Origin of the sequence: Marinicella meishanensis (genome assembly GCF_019931145.1) — a bacterium.
Classification (GTDB): Bacteria; Pseudomonadota; Gammaproteobacteria; order Xanthomonadales; family Marinicellaceae; genus Marinicella; species Marinicella meishanensis.
The window spans coordinates 254063-274541 of sequence record NZ_JAIOUV010000007.1; the positions used below are offsets into that span (position 1 = coordinate 254063).

21 protein-coding genes and 1 tRNA gene are annotated in these 20479 nt (G+C 52.2%); 8 read left to right on the forward strand and 14 right to left on the reverse strand.

Going from position 1 to position 20479, the window contains the following annotated elements; all coding sequences use genetic code 11:
• The first annotated feature begins 89 nt into the window (after window positions 1-89).
• Entirely contained in the window at window positions 90-770 is a 681-nt protein-coding gene (locus K7G70_RS13435; protein ID WP_223789172.1) for a glutathione S-transferase family protein, read from the forward strand.
• A gap of 675 nt (window positions 771-1445) precedes the next feature.
• On the opposite strand, the gene pruA is transcribed toward K7G70_RS13435, so the two are convergent.
• Window positions 1446-3074: an L-glutamate gamma-semialdehyde dehydrogenase gene (pruA, locus tag K7G70_RS13440; protein WP_223789173.1), complete on the reverse strand. Its 1629-nt coding sequence runs from the start codon at window positions 3072-3074 to the stop codon at window positions 1446-1448.
• 131 nt (window positions 3075-3205) lie between these two features.
• Window positions 3206-4180 (reverse strand): malate dehydrogenase, encoded by a 975-nt coding sequence (locus tag K7G70_RS13445; protein ID WP_223789174.1) that lies wholly within the window; start codon window positions 4178-4180, stop codon window positions 3206-3208.
• A gap of 272 nt (window positions 4181-4452) precedes the next feature.
• Between K7G70_RS13445 and K7G70_RS13450 the strand changes: the two genes are divergently transcribed.
• Both K7G70_RS13450 and K7G70_RS13455 read left to right on the forward strand, forming a co-directional pair.
• A complete protein-coding gene (locus K7G70_RS13450; RefSeq protein ID WP_223789175.1) occupies window positions 4453-4812 on the forward strand; it encodes a DoxX family protein in 360 nt (119 codons plus the stop codon).
• 155 nt (window positions 4813-4967) lie between these two features.
• Window positions 4968-5123, forward strand: a complete 156-nt coding sequence (locus K7G70_RS13455; RefSeq protein WP_223789176.1) for a hypothetical protein — start codon at window positions 4968-4970, stop codon at window positions 5121-5123.
• 53 nt (window positions 5124-5176) lie between these two features.
• Here the strand turns inward: K7G70_RS13455 and K7G70_RS13460 are convergent.
• The 10 genes from K7G70_RS13460 to K7G70_RS13505 all read right to left on the reverse strand — a co-directional run bounded on the left by K7G70_RS13460 (window position 5177) and on the right by K7G70_RS13505 (window position 13456).
• A tRNA-Pro gene (locus K7G70_RS13460) sits at window positions 5177-5253 on the reverse strand.
• Between the two features lie 72 nt (window positions 5254-5325).
• Window positions 5326-5679: a MerR family transcriptional regulator gene (locus tag K7G70_RS13465; protein WP_223789177.1), complete on the reverse strand. Its 354-nt coding sequence runs from the start codon at window positions 5677-5679 to the stop codon at window positions 5326-5328.
• Window positions 5657-5965, reverse strand: a complete 309-nt coding sequence (locus tag K7G70_RS13470) for an integration host factor subunit alpha (protein ID WP_223789178.1) — start codon at window positions 5963-5965, stop codon at window positions 5657-5659. Before K7G70_RS13470 ends, K7G70_RS13465 begins: the two co-directional genes overlap by 23 nt.
• Window positions 5962-8352 carry a phenylalanine--tRNA ligase subunit beta gene (pheT, locus tag K7G70_RS13475; protein WP_223789179.1) on the reverse strand — a complete coding sequence of 797 codons (2391 nt, stop codon included), beginning with the start codon at window positions 8350-8352 and terminating at the stop codon, window positions 5962-5964. The genes K7G70_RS13470 and pheT overlap by 4 nt, the downstream gene beginning before the upstream one ends.
• Complete coding sequence (gene pheS / locus K7G70_RS13480; protein ID WP_223789180.1) at window positions 8349-9362, reverse strand: phenylalanine--tRNA ligase subunit alpha; 1014 nt, start codon at window positions 9360-9362, stop codon at window positions 8349-8351. The genes pheT and pheS overlap by 4 nt, the downstream gene beginning before the upstream one ends.
• A 117-nt stretch (window positions 9363-9479) precedes the next feature.
• Window positions 9480-9836 carry a 50S ribosomal protein L20 gene (gene rplT, locus K7G70_RS13485; RefSeq protein WP_223789181.1) on the reverse strand — a complete coding sequence of 119 codons (357 nt, stop codon included), beginning with the start codon at window positions 9834-9836 and terminating at the stop codon, window positions 9480-9482.
• A gap of 16 nt (window positions 9837-9852) precedes the next feature.
• Window positions 9853-10047: a 50S ribosomal protein L35 gene (gene rpmI, locus K7G70_RS13490; RefSeq protein WP_223789182.1), complete on the reverse strand. Its 195-nt coding sequence runs from the start codon at window positions 10045-10047 to the stop codon at window positions 9853-9855.
• Between the two features lie 131 nt (window positions 10048-10178).
• Complete coding sequence (infC, locus tag K7G70_RS13495) at window positions 10179-10706, reverse strand: translation initiation factor IF-3 (protein ID WP_255590162.1); 528 nt, start codon at window positions 10704-10706, stop codon at window positions 10179-10181.
• Window positions 10707-10722: 16 nt separating this feature from the next.
• Window positions 10723-12630 carry a threonine--tRNA ligase gene (thrS, locus tag K7G70_RS13500; protein WP_223789183.1) on the reverse strand — a complete coding sequence of 636 codons (1908 nt, stop codon included), beginning with the start codon at window positions 12628-12630 and terminating at the stop codon, window positions 10723-10725.
• A 100-nt stretch (window positions 12631-12730) separates the two neighbouring features.
• Window positions 12731-13456: a pyridoxine 5'-phosphate synthase gene (locus tag K7G70_RS13505; RefSeq protein WP_223789184.1), complete on the reverse strand. Its 726-nt coding sequence runs from the start codon at window positions 13454-13456 to the stop codon at window positions 12731-12733.
• A 370-nt stretch (window positions 13457-13826) separates the two neighbouring features.
• On the opposite strand from K7G70_RS13505, the gene K7G70_RS13510 reads away from it, so the two are divergent.
• Window positions 13827-14582: a hypothetical protein gene (locus tag K7G70_RS13510; RefSeq protein ID WP_223789185.1), complete on the forward strand. Its 756-nt coding sequence runs from the start codon at window positions 13827-13829 to the stop codon at window positions 14580-14582.
• A gap of 9 nt (window positions 14583-14591) precedes the next feature.
• Here the strand turns inward: K7G70_RS13510 and K7G70_RS13515 are convergent, their stop codons facing one another.
• Both K7G70_RS13515 and K7G70_RS13520 read right to left on the reverse strand, forming a co-directional pair.
• Entirely contained in the window at window positions 14592-15257 is a 666-nt protein-coding gene (locus K7G70_RS13515) for an LON peptidase substrate-binding domain-containing protein (protein ID WP_223789186.1), read from the reverse strand.
• Window positions 15258-15330: 73 nt separating this feature from the next.
• Window positions 15331-16179 carry a tryptophan 2,3-dioxygenase gene (locus K7G70_RS13520; RefSeq protein WP_223789187.1) on the reverse strand — a complete coding sequence of 283 codons (849 nt, stop codon included), beginning with the start codon at window positions 16177-16179 and terminating at the stop codon, window positions 15331-15333.
• Window positions 16180-16510: 331 nt separating this feature from the next.
• On the opposite strand from K7G70_RS13520, the gene pdhA reads away from it, so the two are divergent.
• From pdhA to K7G70_RS18110, 4 genes are all read left to right on the forward strand, one after another.
• On the forward strand, window positions 16511-17593 hold the full coding sequence (pdhA, locus tag K7G70_RS13525) for a pyruvate dehydrogenase (acetyl-transferring) E1 component subunit alpha (protein ID WP_223789188.1): 1083 nt from the start codon (window positions 16511-16513) through the stop codon (window positions 17591-17593).
• Complete coding sequence (locus K7G70_RS13530) at window positions 17586-18566, forward strand: alpha-ketoacid dehydrogenase subunit beta (RefSeq protein ID WP_223789189.1); 981 nt, start codon at window positions 17586-17588, stop codon at window positions 18564-18566. The genes pdhA and K7G70_RS13530 overlap by 8 nt, the downstream gene beginning before the upstream one ends.
• On the forward strand, window positions 18563-19876 hold the full coding sequence (locus tag K7G70_RS18020; protein ID WP_305067296.1) for a dihydrolipoamide acetyltransferase family protein: 1314 nt from the start codon (window positions 18563-18565) through the stop codon (window positions 19874-19876). The genes K7G70_RS13530 and K7G70_RS18020 overlap by 4 nt, the downstream gene beginning before the upstream one ends.
• Before the next feature lie 296 nt (window positions 19877-20172).
• The coding region (locus K7G70_RS18110) for an HvfA family oxazolone/thioamide-modified RiPP metallophore (protein ID WP_431310027.1) at window positions 20173-20479 on the forward strand (307 nt) is incomplete at its 3' end.

The window sequence follows — 20479 nt, forward strand, 5'->3', positions numbered from 1 at the left end:
AGTTTAGCATACACCTTTGTATTTGTTTTGCAGCGTTTGTTAAGCTTGATGCGGCTATCATGGGCCAAACCATTCATCAGGAGCCCATTATGATCACCACCCATCACCGCGTGCTTTACTCAGGCACCCGCAATGCCTCCAGCTGGGCTTTCAGGGCTTGGTTGGCGCTGCAAGAACAAGCCATCGAATTTGAAGAGGTCATTGTTGACATCAGGCGGCCACAACGCTGGCGCAACTTGGCCGAAATCGGTCGCCTCTCACCGCCAGCAGCGGTGCCGGTGTTGGTCGATGATGGGGTCGTGATCCACGATTCATTGGCGATCATGGAATACGCCAATGAGTTGGGTACAGGTGAGCTGTTACCGACTCGTTTATCAGCCAGGGCCCAGGTGCGGTCATGGGTGGCCTGGCAGCACGCCGGCTTGGGTCAGGTTTGCCCTGCCCTGTCATTTGAAAGTGCTTTTTATCCCCACAAGAAGACCCTTTCAAGCAGTGAAACCCAACAGGCTGAATGGCTCTATGGCTTATGGGAACAGGGCATCCAACAACACCAAGGCTTGTACTTGGTCGGCGCGTATTCATTGGCCGACATCGCGTTATTACCCACCGTGTTGCGCCTCACCAGCCACTTGGCCGTCCCCGATGACTGTCCCCATGTACAAACTTGGGTGCAGGCTTTGCTGGAGCGCCCCCTTGTCAAAAGCTGGCTGGATGAGGCCCATCGATGTGAACCCATTTATTTGCCCGGTTATCAAGCCAAACAGCTTTGAGCAAAAAAAGGCCGCATCAAGCGGCCTTCTTGGTCAGTCCACCGAGGGCAATCAGCCCAAAAATTGATGGCGGTAATCGGTGGGTGGCAACGGCCAAACCTGCCACTTTGCCCACCCTGACTGGGTGTTGCCGGTAATACTTAATTCTGTCATCCTCGGGCTCGGTCGTTTCCGCATCCTGCTCTCACGACACACCTCCATCCATGGAGGCGACCCGGGGATCCAGGCAGGTGATGTTTCGTTATATTGAATTCACACCAATCATTCGATGTATTCAACCTGGATTATCCGGTCAAGCCGGATAATGACGGCAATAAAAAAGGCCGCATTAAGCGGCCTTCTTGCTCAGTCCACCGAGGGCAATCAGCCCAAAAATGGATAGCGGTAATCGGTGGGTGACAACGGCCAAACCTGCCACTTTGCCCACACTGACTGGGTGTTGCCGGTAATACTTAATTCTGTCATCCTTGGGCTCGGTCGTTTCCGCATCCTGCTCTCACGACACACCTCCATCCATGGAGGCGACCCGGGGATCCAGGCAGGTGATGTTTCGTTGTATTGAATTCACACCAATCATTCGATGTATTCAACCTGGATTATCCGGTCAAGCCGGATAATGACGGGAATAAAAAAGGCCGCATCAAGCGGCCTTCTTGGTGAGTCTACCGAGGGCAATCAGCCCAAAAACGGATAACGGTAATCCGTGGGAGGGACAAAGGTCTCCTTAATGGTTCTCGGTGACAACCAACGGTACAGGTTCAAGGCACTGCCGGCTTTGTCGTTGGTGCCCGAGGCGCGGCCACCACCAAAGGGTTGTTGACCGACCACCGCACCGGTGGGCTTGTCATTGATGTAGAAGTTACCGGCGGCATGGCGCAGGCGATCGGTCATGTGACTGATCAGGTAGCGGTCTTGGGCAAAGATGGCGCCGGTCAAAGCGTAAATAGAGCCTTGATCACACAAATCCAACGTGGCTTCAAAAGCGGCCTCGTCATAAACATAAATGGTCAACACCGGGCCAAAAATTTCTTCTTGCATGGTTTTGAATTGCGGGTTGCTGGTGACAATCACGGTGGGTTCAATGAAATAACCCGCTGATTTGTCACAACCACCACCAACGATGATTTCGGCATCGCTGGCTTGGGCGGCAAAATCCACGTAGGACTTAATCTTGTCAAATGAACGCTCGTCAATCACGGCATTGATGAAGTTACTGAAATCACGGGTGCTGCCCATTTTGAAGGATTGGATGTCAGCCACCAGCCGGTCTTTGACCTCACCCCACATCGATGCGGGGATGTAGGCCCTCGAGGCGGCCGAACATTTCTGACCTTGGTACTCAAAAGCACCACGTGACAAGGCCGTGGCCACGGCTTCAGGGTCCGAAGATTCATGGGCAAACACGAAATCTTTGCCGCCGGTTTCGCCCACCAATCGCGGATACGAATGGTAGCGGCCAATGTTGGCACCGACCTCAGCAAAAATGTGCTGGAAGGTGGGGGTGGAGCCGGTGAAATGCACACCGGCCAGTTCAGGTCTTGGCAACAAAGCGGCACCGGCCACGGGACCATCGGCGGCCACCATATTGATCACACCATCAGGCAGACCAGCGGCTTTGAACACTTCCATGATCACCGAGGCGCTCAGCATTTGGGTGCCCGATGGTTTCCACACCACGGTGTTTCCCAACATCGCTGGCGTGGCGGGTAAGTTACCGGCGATGGCAGTGAAATTGAACGGGGTAATGGCCAACACAAAGCCTTCCAAGGGCCGCCAATCCAATTGGTTCCACACGCCGGGTGAAGAAATCGGCTGTTGGCTCATGATTTGCTCATAAAAATAAGCATTGAAACGCAAAAAGTCGATCAATTCACAGGCCGAATCTATTTCGGCTTGGAAGCAGTTTTTCGATTGCCCGTGCATGGTGGCGGCATTGATGATATTGCGGTAGGGTCCGGCAATCAAATCGGCGGCTTTCAAGAACACCGCTGCGCGCGATTGCCAGGGCAAGTTGGCCCACTCGTGTTGGGCGGCGATGGCGGCATCGGCCGCGGCATTCAACTCGTTCGCCCCACCGGCATGGGCTTGGCCCAAGATGTGCTGATGATCGTGTGGCATCACCACCGCTTCGGTCACCCCAGTGCGCACCTCATCACCACCAATATAACAAGGGATGTCGGCCTGTTGGGCGGCCATGTGATCCATCACTTGTTGCAGGGCTTGGGTTTCTTCGGTGCCAGGCCGATAGGCTCTGATCGGCTCGTTGCTGACCGCTGGGGTTTGTGGAATGTTGGCACTGATCATGGGGCAATCCTCGAAAAAAAAGTGAATTATACCGGTTCAGCTGGGGCTTTGCATCAACCGCAAGGCCCAGTTTTGGGCACAAAAAAGCCGCTTCATCAGAAGCGGCTGTTGGTTTCGGTTTGGGCCCCGGTTCAGAACAGGTGTTCCACTGCGGCGCGCTCTTCACGCAACTCGGCTTCCGTGGCATCGATGCGGGCTTGGGAAAACTCACTGACTGGCAGGTCCTGCACAATCTGGTATTCGCCATTGGCACAGGTCACGGGGTAAGAAAAGATCACCCCAGGTGCCACGCCATAGCTGCCATCGGATGGGATGGCCATGGACACCCAGTCACCGTCGTTGGTGCCCAGTGCCCAGTTGCGCATGTGGTCAATGGCCGATGAGGCAGCCGAAGCGGCCGATGAGGCGCCACGGGCTTTGATGATCGCCGCGCCGCGTTGTTGCACGGTTGGAATGAAGTCATTGACGTACCAATCTTGGTCCACTTCCGACAAGGGCGCGCCATTGAGTTTCACTTGCGACACATCAGGATACTGGGTCGATGAGTGGTTGCCCCAAATGGTCATGCTGGTGATGCCATCGGTTTGCACCCCGAATTTGCTGGCCAGTTGGGCCAAAGCCCGGTTGTGATCCAAGCGGGTCATGGCGGTGAACTGAGCGGGGTTGATGTCCGGTGCGTTTTGTTGGGCGATCAAGGCATTGGTGTTGGCTGGATTACCCACCACCAGGACTTTGATGTCTTTGGCGGCATGGTCATTGATGGCCTGACCTTGTACCGAGAAAATTTTGGCGTTGGCTTGCAACAGGTCGCTGCGCTCCATCCCAGGACCTCGTGGCATGGCACCAACCAACAAGGCATAGTCGGCGTCTTTAAAGGCGACATTGGCGTCATCGGTGGCCACCACCCCATGCAGCAGTGGGAAGGCACAGTCTTCCAACTCCATCACCACACCCTGTACGGCATTCATCGCCGGTGGGATTTCCAACAAGTGCAAAATGACGGGTTGGTCTGGACCCAGCATGTTTCCTGCAGCAATTCTGAACAGCAGTTGGTAGCCAATTTGACCGGCAGCGCCAGTCACCACGACTCGGACGGGTGATTTCATTGAAGTCTCCAATTGATTGATTTGTTGCCCAAACAACCCCGTTCAAAAGTCAATGTTCGAACCATGGTTTGCTGGGATGGTCTTTGAGGCGCGATTATAACAATCATGCCAGCCGATTGAAACGATAATCAGAGCAAAGATCGGTCTGATCTGTATCAAACATGCCGCTCCAGGAATTGTCAGGAAACTGTCAGGCTTTTGTCCTGGCGCTTGTGGTCTTTGGGCCGGCATGCTTCAATCTTAATTCCCTGTCATCGAAAGAGGATCATGCCATGAACAAAGAACGTGTGTTGAATGCATCGATTTGGGTCATCTCGGCCCTGGTTGCTGCTTTGTTTTTGCTGTCGGCCATCCCCAAGTTTTTTGATCCTGGTTGGGTCTCAAGATTCGCCCGATGGGGTTATACCGAAGGCTTCTTGTATCTGATTGCTGTGCTCGAAACACTGGGGGCGATCGGTTTGTTGTGGCCCAAATGGTCTGCTTATGCAGCCGTGGGTTTGATCGGCATCATGCTCGGCGCCATGTACACCCACCTGACCCATGACCAAGGCATCGTTTGGAACCTGATGTATGTGGTTTTGCTGCTGCTGATCGCTTGGCATCGATGGCCTCAACGCACCCACAGGCGCTGAAAATGAATGGCGTGCCTTAATGTGAACAAATTCACACACTGTGACATGTCCACAAAAAATCCAGGGACAGCCATTGAGCCAGCCTCCAGGCTGGCCTATGATGGGTTTCTGGGCTGAACACAGCCATTAGTTTATTAATCTACAGGAGCAGCATCATGCCAGGAACAGAAGACAACAAAGACCAAGATCAGCAAAAACAAGCCAACAATCAGGCACCTGCTGACCAGACCGACAACAACACCGACAACGATCCGGGCAATGACCCCAACAACGGTGGTGGCGAAGGCAAAGACGGCAAAGATTACTTTTGAACCCAATGTCTGCCCAAGGACTGGGTGACGGCGGTTCATGGAAAGTCTGAAAATGGTCGGAGCGAGAGGATTCGAACCTCCGACCCCCACAACCCCATTGTGGTGCGCTACCAGGCTGCGCTACGCTCCGAAACAGAAGGCGTATTCTAACACAAAGATCAGAATCACCAAGTGAAAAAGAAAGGAATTTAAAACGTTGGAATTACTTCAGGAGTTCCAGGATTTCTTCCAGTTCTACGCGCGTCTGTTGGATGACTTGATAGGACTTACTGGCTTCTTTTTCTGAGACTTTACCATTGAGTTTTTGGCGGGCACCGGAGATGGTGTAGCCATGATCATACAACAGGCTGCGGATCTGCCGTATCATCATCACGTCATTGCGCTGATAATACCGACGATTGCCCCGACGTTTGACTGGATTCAGGTTGTCAAACTCATTCTCCCAGTAGCGCAACACGTGCTGTTTCACATCGCACAAAGTGGACACTTCACCGATGGTGAAATATCGTTTTGCGGGAATGGGAGGCAGGGACTTATTGTGGCCTTGATCCAGCATAGGTTTCTATCGTATTCCTCAATTTTTGACCGGGCTTGAAAGCCACCACCCTTCTGGCTGAAATAGGAATTTCTTCCAGCGTTTTGGGGTTTCTGCCGGGTCTCGACTTCTTATCTCTCAGTTCAAAGTTTCCAAATCCAGAAAGCTTCACACCATGACCCGCCAGTAACTGGGCTTTGATGGTTTCAAAAAACACACTGATGAACTCGCTTGCTTCGCGTTTGTTCAGGCCCACTTCCATATAAAGAATCTCGGCCAGGTCAGTCTTGGTCACCGTTTGTGTCATGATCTGATTTCTGCGTTTAACTGTTCCGCTAAAAAGGATACCGCTTTTGATACCAGTTTGTCCACTTCTTTATCTTCTAAAGTTCGATTTTTTTCCTGAAAAATCATAGCCATGGCGAGACTTTTGTATCCTTTTTCAATATTGTCACCTTTGTACACATCAAACAAACACAGCTCATTGAGCAGCCCTTGATCGTCACCCAGGCTTGATTTCACGGCATTTGCCACCTCTGACCAACTGATTGCATCGCGGATCACCACCGCCAAATCGCGGCGCACCGATGGAAATTTCGACACCGACTGCCATTGTGGCAAAACCATGTGTTGGATGTCATTCATGGCAAATTCTGCCACATAAACCTCTTGCTTGATCTTCATTTTTTGCACCATTGAGGGGTGTACTTGCCCCACATGCCCAACCACTTGACCATTGAGGTGGACCGCGGCTTGTCGCCCAGGATGTAAATGGGCCAAAGCCGATGGTGTGAAGGTCAATTCACCCGGCACCGCTGCCAACAAGCTCTCGACATCACCTTTGAGGGTGAAAAAGTCGACTTTTTGACCATGAATGCCCCATTGTTCGGGGGCTTGTTGACCGGTTTTCGCCAGCAACAACACATCTTCTTGTTGGATTTCGGTCGACTTGCTGAACACTTTACCCAGTTCGAACAAGGCCAAATCATGGTTTTGGCGGGCCAGATTGGCTTTGATGTTGGCCAATATGCCGGGCAACAAATGCGTGCGCATCACCGCCATGTCTTGATTCAAAGGATTGGCCAAGGCGAACACGTCTTGATCCAAACCCAAGGCAGTCAGTTGTTTCTCACCCACAAATGAATAATTGATCACTTCCTGGTAGGACAAATCACTGAGCTGTTGCTTCAGGTGGCGCCATTGGCGAATGGCTTCAGGAATCACCCGAATGGCATCGGTCGAAGCCAGGCGATGCGCCGGCATCTGATCGTAACCTACCACCCGCACCACTTCTTCGATCAAATCCTCAGCGATGGCCAGGTCAAAACGCCAAGACGGTGAAGTCGCGGTCCAGGTTTGGCCATCGAATTGGTTGTCGATACCCAAAGCAGTCAAGATTTGACTCACTTGTTCGTCAGCCACAGCAAAACCCAGCACTTTGAGCAAGTGATCTCGGGTCAACCGGATGGTTTGTTGTTGGGGAATGTGTGCGGTCTCTTTGGCCACTTTGATCGGTGCCACCTGACCACCACAAATTTCAGTGATCAGCTCAGTGGCCCGGTGCAAGGCACGCTCTTGAAGATCCCAATCCACGCCCCGTTCAAAACGCAAGCCAGATTCGGTGTGGACCCCCAATTTGCGCGATTTACCCATGATGGTGGCGGGATCAAAATAAGCCGCTTCCAGGATGATGTCCTGGGTGGCGGCTGACACCCCGCTGTCCAAGCCACCGATCACCCCGGCCACAGCCAAGGCTTTTTGTTGATCGGCAATGACCAAGAATTCCGGGGTCAAGGTGGCTTCACTTTCATCCAACAACTGCAACTGTTCGCCGTCTTTGGCCATGCGCACCACAATGCCGCCTTCAATCTGATGCAAATCAAAGGCATGCATCGGCTGCCCCAACTCCAACATCACGTAATTGGTCACATCGACCACTGGGTGGATCGAGCGGAGGCCACTGCGGCGCAATTTTTCCTTCATCCACAAAGGCGTAACTTGGGTGTTGTCGATGCCTTTGATGATGCGACTGCCATAGATGGGGCATTGTGCCGGGGCCTGTAAATCAATGTCCATCACCATGTCGGTGGTTTCGGCCACGGCTTGTTCTGCCGGTTCATTCACCGCCAATTGATTCAACGTGGCCACTTCTCGGGCCACCCCGCGCAGACAAAAGCAATCGGCCCGGTTGGGAGTCAAATCCACATCGATGAGCTGGTCAGCCAATTGCATGTAATCACGCAAATCGGCGCCCACCGGCGCATCGGCTGGCAATTCCATGATGCCATCGCTTTCCTGACTGATGCCCAATTCCACTTCTGAACACAGCATGCCATGGGAAACCACACCACGCAATTCAGATTTTTTGATGTTGAACACCTCGCCTGGCGTTTTGCCGGGCAACACCGCACCAATGGTCGATAAGGCGGTTTTCAAACCAACCCGGGCATTGGGCGCACCACAGACAATCTGCAGCTCATCACCACCGGCAGCCACTTGACAGACTTTGAGTTTGTCGGCATTGGGGTGCGGTTCACAGGTTTTGATTTCAGCCACCACCACACCGGTAAATGCACCGGCGGCCGGTTCCACCCCGTCCACTTCCAAGCCCAGCATGGTCAATTGTTCCATCAAGGTCTCGGTGGTGCCGGTGTCAGTCACCCACTCTTGTAACCACTGTTCACTGAATTTCATGGTTTGGCTCCTGCGTCTGAGAATTGTTGTAAAAAGGCCAGGTCGTTTTCAAAGAAGTTGCGCAAGTCCTGCACCCCATAACGCAACATGGCGAATCGCTCAACACCCAAGCCAAACGCGAAGCCGGTGTATTTTTCCGGATCAATGCCACCGGAACGCAGCACATTGGGGTGCACCATGCCACAACCCAACACCTCCAACCAATCAATGCTGCCATCGTCCTTTTTCCATTCCACGTCCACTTCTGCCGACGGTTCAGTGAAAGGGAAGTAAGATGGCCTGAGGCGAATTTGCAAATCGTCTTCAAAAAACGCGTTAACGAATTGATTCAACACCCCTTTCAAGGAAGTGAATGTAACGTCCTCACCAATCACCAAGCCTTCCACCTGATGAAACATCGGGGTATGGGTCTGGTCTGAGTCGCTGCGATACACCTTGCCTGGGGCAATGATTTTGATCGGCGGCTGCATGGTTTTCATGGCCCGAATCTGCACCGGCGAGGTGTGGGTTCGCAACAAGTGGCCGTCGGGAAAATAAAATGTGTCGTGCATGGCCCGGGCCGGATGGTGGGCCGGAAAATTCAAGGCTTCGAAATTGTGGAAATCATCTTCAATTTCTGGCCCGGTCACCACATCAAAACCGACTTGTGAGAACAGGTCGATGATGCGTTGCATGGTGCGGGTCACCGGATGCACACCACCGGCCGCCTGTTGCCGTCCCGGTAAAGTGACGTCGACCGCTTCGGCCATCAGTTTTTGATTCAACTCGGCCTGCATCAGCGTGGTTTTTTTCTCTTGAATGGCGGCAAACAACTGGGTTTTCACTTCATTGATCTGTTGCCCCGCTTGTTTGCGGTCTTCCGGTGGCAGTTGACCCAGTTGTTTCAATTGGGTGGTCACAGTGCCTTTCTGGCCCAGGTAATGGACCCGCACCTCGTCCAGCGCCTGGACGGATTCTGCCTGTTCGATTTGGCCCAAGCCAGCGGCCAAGAGTTGTTTCAAATCACTCACTTTAATTCTCTGTTGATGTCGATTGGGTGTTTTTTGGGTGGTAAAAAAAAGGCAATCAGCGTCACCGCTGATTGCCCTTCAGTGTTGCATTGTCACGGCCTGAAAGGCCAGGTGACATTAAGCCAGTGCTGCTTTGGCTTGTTCCACGACAGCTGCGAAACCTGCTTTGTCGTGAACAGCCATGTCAGCCAGCACTTTGCGATCCAAAGAGATATCAGCTTTTTTCAAGCCGTTGATAAATCGTGAATAGCTCATGCCGTTGTTGCGGGCACCGGCGTTGATGCGGGTGATCCACAAAGCACGAAATGTTCTTTTTCTGGCTTTGCGGTCGCGGTAAGCGTACTGACCGGCTTTGATGACGGCCTGTTTCGCTACGCGGTAAATTTTGCGGCGGGCGTTGTAGTAACCTTTCGCCAGTTTCAGGATTTTTTTGTGTCTTCTGCGTGCTTGGACGCCTCTTTTAACTCTTGCCATGATGTGTCTCCTTTAATTAAGCGTAAGGCAGTAATCTTTTCACTGATGCTTCATCAGCTTCGTGGACCATGCTGGTGCCACGCAGGTTGCGTTTACGTTTGGTACTCATCTTGGTCAAGATGTGACTTCTGAACGCGTGCTTTCTTTTGAAGCCGGACGCGGTCTTACGAAAGCGCTTGGCCGCGCCTTTTTTGGTTTTCATTTTAGGCATGATGCCCTCCTGTATTTATTTATATACTCCAGCAAGTAGCCAATTCAGAGGCAGGCCTCTGCGGCTTTGTTCAACCTTGACTCGCTGGTCAGCTAGTTATTTTTAAGGGATTTAAACCTGTTGTTCCATGCTCACTTGTTGGGCTTGGGCGCCAACAACATGATCATGAATCGACCTTCCATTTTCGCTGGTCGTTGTTCAACAACCACTTCATCCTGTAAATCGTCTTCCAGTCGGTCCAACATGTCCGAACCGATGTCTCTGTGTGCCAATTCACGTCCTCGGAACATGATCGTCACTTTGACCTTGTTTCCTTGGCCAATGAATTTGCGTAAATTTCTGAGCTTGACTTGATAATCCGCTTCTTCGGTGTTGGGTCGAAATTTGACTTCTTTCAACTGCACCTTCTTTTGTTTCTTTTTGGCCAACTGATTTTTCTTGGCCTGTTCAAATTTGAACTTACCATAGTCCATGATTTTACAGACCGGCGGCTGCGCCTTGGGTGAAATTTCCACCAAGTCCAAACCGGCTCCGATGGCCCGATCCATGGCTTCATCTGTTGAAATCACACCAACCTGGTCTCCGTGTTGGTCAATCAGTCTTACTTCAGGAACTCTGATTTGTCGGTTCCTGCGTACTTTGTCATTTTTAGCGATCAGTCAATCCTCCAAACAATTATTTTTTCTCGTCGATTTGTTGCTGCATCAATTGTAGCAGTTCTTCGACGGTCATAGAACCCAGATCTGCACCATCATGTGATCGGACAGTGATGGTGTTGTTTTCCAGCTCTTGATTGCCCACGATGACCAAGTAGTTGGTCTTGTTCAAAGTGTGCTGGCGAATTTTATAGCCGATCTTTTCGTTTCTCAAGTCATAAATCGCTCTAAAACCCTGATTTTTCAACTTTTTGCCCACTTTTTCGGCATATTCCGATTGTTGTCCGGTGATATTCAGCACCGCCACCTGTGTGGGGGCCAACCACAGCGGCATGTTACCGGCATGGTGTTCCAACAAAATACCGATGAATCGTTCAAACGATCCCAGGATGGCGCGGTGCAACATGACTGGGGTCACGCGCTCGCCGTGCTCGTCGATGTAAGTCGCTTCCAGGCGGTTGGGCATGGAGAAATCCACTTGAATGGTGCCACATTGCCACACCCGACCCAGACAGTCTTTCAAGGAAAACTCAATTTTGGGCCCATAAAAAGCGCCTTCACCTGGCAACTCTTCCCACTCAATGCCTTTGGCATCCAGGGCGTCGGCCAAGGCTTTTTCAGATTTGTCCCACACTTCGTCGCTGCCGACGCGTTTTTCAGGCCGGGTGGAAATGCGGTAGATGATGTCGTTAAAGCCAAAATCGGCATACACTTCGTGCAGGAAATCGATGAACTCGGAGACTTCGGCACTGATTTGGTTTTCTTCACAGAAGATGTGCGCGTCGTCTTGCACAAAGCCCCGCACCCGCATCAGGCCATGCAAAGCACCTGAGGGCTCGTTGCGGTGACAAGAACCAAATTCGGCCAGGCGAATGGGCAGATCACGGTAGGATTTGAGGCCTTGGTTGTACACCTGCACGTGGCAGGGACAATTCATCGGCTTCACCGCGAACTGGCGATTCTCGGATTCCACACTGAACATGTCATCGCCAAATTTATCGGCGTGACCGGATTTTTCCCACAGGGTATATTCCACCACCGATGGGGTATTGATTTCCAGGTAATCACGCGCGTTGAGTTTTTTGCGCATGTATTGTTGGATGGATTGATAAATGGACCAACCGCGGTTGTGCCAAAAGACCATGCCCGGGGCTTCTTCCTGGAAATGAAACAGGTCCATTTTCTTGCCCAATTTGCGGTGGTCGCGCTTTTCAGCTTCCTCCAACAAGTGCAGATATTCTTTGAGGTCTTTTTTGTCGTTCCAGGCGGTGCCATAAACCCGCTGCAGCATTTCATTGTTGCTGTCACCCCGCCAGTATGCCCCGGCAATGCTCATCAACTTGAACACTTTGAGTTTGCCGGTGTCTGGCACGTGCGGCCCCCGGCACAGATCGGTGAATTCACCTTGTCGGTACAAAGACAGCACCTCATCTTCGGGGATGTCGCGGATGATCTCGGCCTTGTATTTTTCACCGATGGATTCAAAATAAGCGATGGCCTCGTTGCGCGACATTTCAAAGCGCTCTACTGGCAACTTTTCTTTGACGATTTTTTTCATTTCCGCGGTGATTTTGGCCAAATCATCTTCGTGGAACGGTTCGCGGGTGGCGAAATCATAATAAAAGCCGTTTTCAATCACCGGACCGATGGTAACTTCCACCTTGGGAAACAACCGTTGTACGGCTTGGGCCATGAGGTGGGCGCATGAGTGACGCAGGACTTCCAGGCCGTCTTCCGTATTACCCGTGACGATGGCCAGATCAATGTCTTTGTCCACCAAATAAGACAAATCAACCAACTCGCCATCCACGCGAGCAGCCAGGGCGGCATTGGCCAACCCAGGTCCAATGTCGGCAGCCACATCAGCCACAGACAAAGCCTCTTCGTATTTACGCTGACTGCCGTCAGCCAAAGTCACAGTAATCATGTTCTTTCAGTGGCCCATGTCCAAGCATCTTGTCTTGGCATCGGCCAGCCTCTCGTTTGCGCTAAAAAAGCGCCAAATTATAACATCAAAAACGCCTGCATTAAGCGCATATTTTCAGGTATCTTGCAATCACTTCTGCCACCCCGTATTCCAATGACTCAACGGTCAATGCATGGCCGATGGACACCTCGAGAATGTGGGGAATGGTGAGGAAATCAGCCAGGTTGTGCAAATCCAAATCATGCCCGGCATTCACCCCCAGCCCCAATTCCTGAGCCAACTGGGCGGCGGCCGCGTAACGGGCCAACACCGCCGCATGCTCACCTTGGGCATGGGCCAGGGCGTACGATTCGGTGTACAGTTCAATGCGGTCCACACCGGTGGTGCCAGCCAAGCGGATTTGGTCTTCTTGCGGGTCCAAAAACAGAGAACTGCGCACCCCCAAGGATTTCAGTTCAGCGGCCAACTCGGTGACCCAGGCCAAATGCTGGGTCAAATCCCAACCGTGATCGGAAGTCAATTGGTCCGGCGCATCGGGCACCAAGGTGCATTGGTCGGGGCAGGTTTCGGCGATCAGGGCCATGAATTCAGCCGAGGGGTAACCTTCCACATTGAATTCCACCGCCGGATGCTGCCGACACAATTCGGCCAAATCGCGGGTGTCCTGGCGGGTGGCGTGGCGTTCATCCTGGCGCGGATGCACGGTCAAACCATGCACCTGCAAACCGATCAATTTTTCGGCATAAGCCAGCACATTGGGGTAATCACGGCCCCTGGAATTGCGAAGCAAAGCAATTTTATTCAAATTGACACTGAGCGCGGTCATCGGCGTGTTCCATACAAAACAGCCATTTTACCCGATGCGTCAGGACAAATAAATCACTGTCAAAGACCATCGCAGCCACCACAACACGAAGGAGCAGCAGGCCAAGCCAAGAAAAAGTTCGGGATTTTGCGGGACCAGAATAAAGCAAGGGCAATACAGAGAGAAAACGTCAACCCACAAAACTCTGTATCACCCCGCTGGTGTAGGCAAATAAATAACCCACTATTTGGAGATAAATTTGACCTCCCCCTGTTCGATTCACATATTGCGAAATGAGATAAAACTGATGTGTCAACGGACAGGTTGAGATGAATTTTACAACAATCGGCACACATGATAATATTGCGTACAAATATGCGCGCAAAATTTTATGAACACTGAAAAAAGACACCTGGTGCAGCTGCAAAAAGCCTTGATACCAGTGAGTAAAATGGTGATAAAATTCGGTTTACAGTGCCAAGAATTCAAAGCCAACATCCAAAAAGCCTACATCAAAGCCGCCGAAGAATTGTTGCAGGAGGCCGACCTCAAGCCCACCATCCAGGCCATCGCCGTCAAAACTGGCATTGACCGCCGGGCGATCGCTGAATTCAATCGCGAAAACGGCAGCAGCAATGCGGTGCTGAACAAGATGGACCTGGTGATATTGGCCTTGCAACATGCCAAACAAACCAGCAACCAACTGACCCACGCCAGCCTCACCACCTTGATCGACAACATCTACGGCAACCACATCCGAGCCCGCGCGGTGATCAATGAGCTGCTGAGCAATCAATTGATTGAAAAAAAGGACAATCAATACACCATTGCCCGGTCATTGAATCAACAACTGATCAAACAAGCCAATTTGGCCGAAGAAGTGGACGTCACCACCAAACGGCTGTTCCAAACATTTTATAAGAAGATGTTTGCCACCAGTCAGCAACAACACCTGAATCAGGCCTCGATCTACTCCAGCAAGATACCGCACAGCCGACATGATGAAGTGAACCGCTTGATCGACCGTAAAATGCGGGCTTTTCAGGCGGAAATGAAAACCTTGCTGCAAGAACACGAAACCAAGGTGCCTGAAGGCACTTATGCCAACATTGGCTTTTCACAATTTCAATTTGATTCCACCGAGTAAACGGCGGGTTCACAAGGCGCGGCTGAGGCCCGCTTTGATCATGACCAAGCGTTGGTCCACTTGATCAATCTCCAGCACCGACTGCATGAAATCCGGTTCGAACTTAAAATAGGTGAACACTTGGTAACTGAAGGCCTCGGCACTGAGTTGTTGCCAGGCATCGGCCATCACTATGGCATGCAGTTCGGCATTGGCATGCTCGCTGATGCGGGCCACCATGGACTGACAATCGGCCAGCAAAGCCGCCAGTTCGGTGTCATTCAAAGCCGGCAACTGGTCATTGACTGCTTCACAGCGCACGATTTGGAACGGCACCTGCTGCACGGTTGCCAATTTGCGCAGTCGTTGGGTGAATTGCACCGCCACGTGCAAGCGGCCATCGGCGGTGGTTTCTAACAATTGACAAGGGCCAGCTGAAAACACCTCATGGGATTCATAACTTTGAAGGTTGCTGTTCAGGTCGGCGGTGGACTTGGCCCGTTGTTGGTTGCCAGCCGATCCCTCAATGGCTTTCTTGGTGTGGGAGACGGCCAACAGCAAATCATGTTCCAAACAATGCTTTATCATGGCCCGATAACGGGGCTCAAACACATGCAATGGCGCCAAAGTGCCCGGAAAAGCAACCATACCCGGAATGGGAAACAGGGCGGCTTCAATGGCAGGTTCAGACTTCATAAGCGGTCAACAAGCAAAGCCTTTATCATAGGCACGGTGCCGCCAACATCATGTGAAATCCAGGCGGGTCTGTTCACAACTCCGTGCGCAAACGCAACAACTCGGGGAAAAAAGTCAACTCCAAGGCTTTTTTCAAAAAACTCACGCCAGACGAACCACCGGTGCCGGACTTGAAGCCGATGATGCGTTCCACCGTTTTCATGTGGCGAAAGCGCCATTGTTGGAACGACTGTTCCACATCCACCAACTGTTCGCACAAAGCATACATGGCCCAATGCTGATCGGGTCGTTGGTAAATTTCCACCAACACCGCCATCAACGCCTCATTAAACACATGGGGTTGGCGCAAATCCCGCTGCACCAGATCCTTGGGAACGGCATAGCCTTCGTCATACAAATGCTTGATGAACACGTCGTAGATGCTGGGAGACTGCAACACCTGCTCCAACACTTTTCTGGATTCAGATCCCTCGGGAAACACCTTGATCAATTTTTCATTCTTGTTGCCCAACAGAAATTCCACCTGTCGGTAGTGCACCGATTGAAAACCAGAGGCATTGCCCAACACATGGCGGAACTGCATGTACTCGCTGGGTGTCAGGGTCTCCAACACCGCCCACTGTTCAAATAACTGCTTTTGGATCTGCTTGATGCGGGCGAGGATTTTTGAAGCCCGACCCAAGCGTTTGATTTGCACACAATGAATCGCTTCATTCAATTCATGGATGATCAGCTTCAGCCACAATTCTGAAGTTTGGTGTTGGATGATGAACAGCATTTCATCGTGATGCGGCGGGTCACTGACCGGCTTTTGCGCGGCGAATAAGGTGTCCAAACACAAGTAACCACCATAGTTATTGCGCTCTGACACATCCAGCTTAATCCCCTCTTCCAATTTTCTGATGTTTTTCTTGATACCCATGGGTTCAAAGTTGTTTTTATGGAATGGGGCATTTTACCCGGTTTGGCCCACTGGCAGAAGAAAATAAGCCAAGAATATCGCGCCGTAGATATTTATAAAAATGTCACATTCCTATATAATATCGGCCGCTTAGCCTGTGGATCCAAATCAGGTTAATCACAATCATGGGTGACACTTTGACAGCAGACCACGGTTTCGACCTGATCGACCTGGAACACTTCTGCCGGTCCTCCATCTGCATGCCAACTGGAAAATTTGTCTGAACCACCTTAAACCCGGTTCAACCAGCGCATGCCCGACACCCTTAGCTAACTTTTTTCGGAGAGTGAAATTGACCACAGTTGCATCATTTAATATTGATTACCTGCAATACCTGACTCCCAATGGTGAATTGGTCGGTGATAAAAAACCCGCCATTGCCGCCGATTTTGAACACCTCAAATCCATCTATGAATTGATGGTTTTGACCCGCACCTTCGATGCCAAAGCTGTGGCGTTGCAAAGAACCGGTAAATTGGGTACCTATGCCTCTTGTTTGGGCCACGAAGCGGTCCACATCGGCATCGGGGCGGCGATGCAAGAAGCCGACGTGTTTGCCCCCATGTATCGAGAGTACGGTGCTCAGTTCTACCGCGGTGTTAAATTATCGGAAGTGTTGCTTTACTGGGGTGGTGACGAGCGCGGCAGTGACTTTTCGGGCCCGGCCCATGATTTTCCTTGGTGTGTGCCGATTGCCACCCAATGCACCCATGCGGCAGGTGCCGCCTTGGCTTTCAAACTGCGTGGCGAAAAACGGGCAGCGGTTTCGGTGGTCGGTGACGGTGGCAGCTCCAAAGGTGATTTTCTGGAAGCCATCAATGCAGCCAGTGCGTTCCAATTGCCCATGGTGTTGATGATTGTCAACAACCAATGGGCCATCTCCGTGCCCCGCAAGAAACAAAGCCAGGGCCGCACCCTGGCCCAAAAAGGCTTGGCCGGTGGCCTGCCATCAATCCAAGTCGACGGCAATGATTACATCGCCGTTTACACCGCCGTTAAAGCGGCTTTGAAACGCGCCTATGAAGGCAAGGGCGCCTCGGTGATCGAGGCCATCACCTACCGCTTGAGTGACCACACCACGGCCGATGACGCGTCACGCTATCGCCCAGATGACGAGGTGGAAAATGCCAAACAGTTTGAACCCATCAAACGCATGCGCAAGTACCTGACCAGTCAAGGCCAGTGGAATGAACAACTGGAAAACCAATTGATCAACACCTGTAAAGTGGAAGTCGATGCCGCGGTCGAAGAATACCTCAACGCATCGCAATTATCCGTGGCTGACATGTTTGATCACATGTACGCAGAAATTCCCCACGATTTGGCAGAACAAAAAGCCTATGCGCAGGCAATGGAGGAGAAGTCCAATGGCTAAAGTGACGATGGTAGAAGCGGTGACAATGGCACTGGCCCATGAATTGGAACACGACCAAGACGTGGTGGTGTTGGGTGAAGACGTGGGCATCAACGGCGGGGTGTTCCGCGCCACCAATGGTTTGGCCCAACGATTTGGTGAAGACCGGGTGATCGATACACCGCTGGCCGAAGCGATGATCGCAGGCATGACGGTGGGCATGGCCACCCAAGGCATGAAGCCTGTAGCTGAGGCCCAATTCATGGGGTTCATCTTTCCCATGTTTGAACACATTGTGTGTCATGCGGCCCGCATGCGCAACCGCACCCGCGGCCGCCTGACCTGTCCCCTGGTGATCCGCGCCCCATATGGCGGTGGCATTCACGCCCCCGAACACCACTCAGAAAGCATTGAAGCGATGTTTGCCCACACGCCGGGCATCAAAGTGGTGATCCCTTCTTCGCCTTCGCGGGCTTATGGCCTGCTGTTGGCAGCCATCCGCAGCCCCGACCCGGTGTTGTTCTTTGAACCCAAACGGGTTTACCACTTGAACAAAGAAGAAGTGGAAGACGATGGCGAAGAGTACCCATTGGACATGTGTTTCGTGATTCGCGAAGGCACCGACGTGACCCTGGTCACGTGGGGGGCGATGATGAAAGAAACCATCGAGGCCGCAGATGCGCTGGCCAAACAAGGCATTTCGGCAGAAATCATCGATGTGGCCACCATCAGCCCACTGGACATGGACACCATCCATGAATCGGTGGCCAAAACCGGCCGCTGTGTGATCATCCAGGAAGCAGCCAAGCACTGCTCCTTGTCATCCGAAATCGCCGCCAACCTGGCCGATCAAGGGCTGTATGACCTGCATGCCCCGGTCAAACGGGTGACCGGTTATGATGTGGTTATGCCGCTGTTCAAGTTGGAAAAGAAATACATGCCATCGGTTGATAGAATACTAGACAAAGTTCACCAAGTTTTGGAGGTTTCATGAGTATATTTAATTTGCCTGATTTGGGCGAAGGTTTGCCAGATGCAGAGATTGTCGAATGGCACGTCAAAGTGGGTGACACGGTCGAGGTCGACCAACCCATGGTTTCCATGGAAACCGCCAAAGCCGTGGTTGATGTACCGGTCCCCATGGCCGGGGTGGTGACCAAACTGTATGGTGAGCCAGGCGATGTGATCGACACCGGATCACCGTTGATTGCGTTTGACACCGGTGACGGCAGTGCCGCAGAGCCCGTAGCGGCTAATGACGACGTGGACACGCCGGCCAAATTGCGGGCCGAAGCCGAGCAGGTGTTGATGGAATTGGATCAAGACGGTGACGCACCTGCGGCCAAAGAAGAAGCCATCGGCACCGTGGTTGGCCAAATGGAATCTTCTGATGCAGTGGTCGACAGCATGACCGACTTCGGAGGCAAAAAAGCCGCGCCTGCGGTGCGTGCCTTGGCGAAAAAACTGGGTGTGGACTTGAGCACCGTTGAAGCCACTGGCTCAGGTGGGGTAATCCGTCCCTCAGACGTCAAAGCCGCCGCAGCCAATCCCAAACCAGCGGCCAAGCCCACAGCCAAAGTGGCATCGGCACCAGCCGCCAAGCCCGCACCGGCCACCAATGCGCCGACCAAGCCAGCCGCCCCCGCCCCCTCTCAAGTGGTGGTCGACGACAATTGGCAGCAAATCAAAGGGTCTCGCCGCACCATGGCACGGGTGATGCAAAATTCACATGCCAACGTGGTCCCCACCACCATCATGGACGATGCCGACATCAACAACTGGCAACCCGGCGAAGACATCACCGCCCGCTTGATCCGTTCGCTGGTGGTGGCAGCCCAAGCGGAACCCACTTTGAATGCCTGGTTTGATGGGGAAAAATTGTCGCGTCGTTTGATCAGCCATGTCGATGTGGGCATTGCGGTGGACACCGAAGACGGTTTGTTCGTCCCCACCATGCGCAATTGCGATGCCATGGGCCCTGAGGACGTGCGTCAAGCCATGAACCACATCAAGGACCAAGTCAAATCACGCAGCATACCACCGGAAGACATGAAAGATTACACCATCATGTTGTCCAATTTCGGGGTGTATGCCGGTCGCTACGCCACGCCTGTGATCACCCCACCTTGTGTGGCCATCATCGCCGCGGGCAAATTGCGCCATGATGTGGTTCCGGTGTTGGGCGGTATGGAAGCCCATCGCATCATTCCTTTGTCATTGACCTTCGACCACCGGGCAGTGACCGGCGGTGAAGCAGCCCGATTCTTGGCTGCCATGATCAAAGACCTAAACCGAAGTCGATGAAGGCGTTAAAATTTTATTAACACCGTGTGAAAACGCTCAATATGAAAATATTGGGCGTTTTTTTTGTAATAAATTTTATTGTCGGTGGTCACCTCTGTGTGCTTATAATAATGTCAGAAAATCAGGGGCAGTGAGGCACCTCTCCGGGGTTCCTGGCTCTGTTGTTTTTCTGATTAAGTATGTGTTTTATCTATTAATTCATTCCCTCGGAGGAAATATTTATGAAAAACTTTAAATTAAAACCTGTTAATGCAGCCATCGCAGCGGCCGTAACAGTCGTGGGCGCCGGTGCTTTGATGAGTGGATCAGAGAATCCATTCGGACAAACCGATCTGGCCGACGGTTACCAAAATGCCGATGGACGCATTGCCAAAGCCGATGGGTCTGGAGAAGGCAAATGTGGCGAAGGAAAATGCGGCGGTGACGACAAGAAAGGCGAAGGCAAATGCGGCGAAGGCAAATGCGGCGAAGGCAAATGCGGCGGCGACAAAAAAGCCGAAGGCAAATGCGGTGAAGGCAAATGCGGCGGCGACAAAAAAGCCGAAGGCAAATGCGGTGAAGGCAAATGCGGCGGCGACAAAAAAGCCGAAGGCAAATGCGGTG

Bases quoted from the DNA above. Each gene is read 5' to 3' on its own strand.
- K7G70_RS13435 (WP_223789172.1), top strand. From the start codon at position 90: ATGATCACCACCCATCACCGCGTGCTTTACTCAGGCACCCGCAATGCC.
- pruA (WP_223789173.1), bottom strand. From the start codon at position 3,074: ATGATCAGTGCCAACATTCCACAAACCCCAGCGGTCAGCAACGAGCCG.
- K7G70_RS13445 (WP_223789174.1), bottom strand. From the start codon at position 4,180: ATGAAATCACCCGTCCGAGTCGTGGTGACTGGCGCTGCCGGTCAAATT.
- K7G70_RS13450 (WP_223789175.1), top strand. From the start codon at position 4,453: ATGAACAAAGAACGTGTGTTGAATGCATCGATTTGGGTCATCTCGGCC.
- K7G70_RS13455 (WP_223789176.1), top strand. From the start codon at position 4,968: ATGCCAGGAACAGAAGACAACAAAGACCAAGATCAGCAAAAACAAGCC.
- K7G70_RS13465 (WP_223789177.1), bottom strand. From the start codon at position 5,679: ATGCTGGATCAAGGCCACAATAAGTCCCTGCCTCCCATTCCCGCAAAA.
- K7G70_RS13470 (WP_223789178.1), bottom strand. From the start codon at position 5,965: ATGACACAAACGGTGACCAAGACTGACCTGGCCGAGATTCTTTATATG.
- pheT (WP_223789179.1), bottom strand. From the start codon at position 8,352: ATGAAATTCAGTGAACAGTGGTTACAAGAGTGGGTGACTGACACCGGC.
- rplT (WP_223789181.1), bottom strand. From the start codon at position 9,836: ATGGCAAGAGTTAAAAGAGGCGTCCAAGCACGCAGAAGACACAAAAAA.
- rpmI (WP_223789182.1), bottom strand. From the start codon at position 10,047: ATGCCTAAAATGAAAACCAAAAAAGGCGCGGCCAAGCGCTTTCGTAAG.
- thrS (WP_223789183.1), bottom strand. From the start codon at position 12,630: ATGATTACTGTGACTTTGGCTGACGGCAGTCAGCGTAAATACGAAGAG.
- K7G70_RS13505 (WP_223789184.1), bottom strand. From the start codon at position 13,456: ATGACCGCGCTCAGTGTCAATTTGAATAAAATTGCTTTGCTTCGCAAT.
- K7G70_RS13510 (WP_223789185.1), top strand. From the start codon at position 13,827: ATGAACACTGAAAAAAGACACCTGGTGCAGCTGCAAAAAGCCTTGATA.
- K7G70_RS13515 (WP_223789186.1), bottom strand. From the start codon at position 15,257: ATGAAGTCTGAACCTGCCATTGAAGCCGCCCTGTTTCCCATTCCGGGT.
- K7G70_RS13520 (WP_223789187.1), bottom strand. From the start codon at position 16,179: ATGGGTATCAAGAAAAACATCAGAAAATTGGAAGAGGGGATTAAGCTG.
- K7G70_RS13530 (WP_223789189.1), top strand. From the start codon at position 17,586: ATGGCTAAAGTGACGATGGTAGAAGCGGTGACAATGGCACTGGCCCAT.
- K7G70_RS18020 (WP_305067296.1), top strand. From the start codon at position 18,563: ATGAGTATATTTAATTTGCCTGATTTGGGCGAAGGTTTGCCAGATGCA.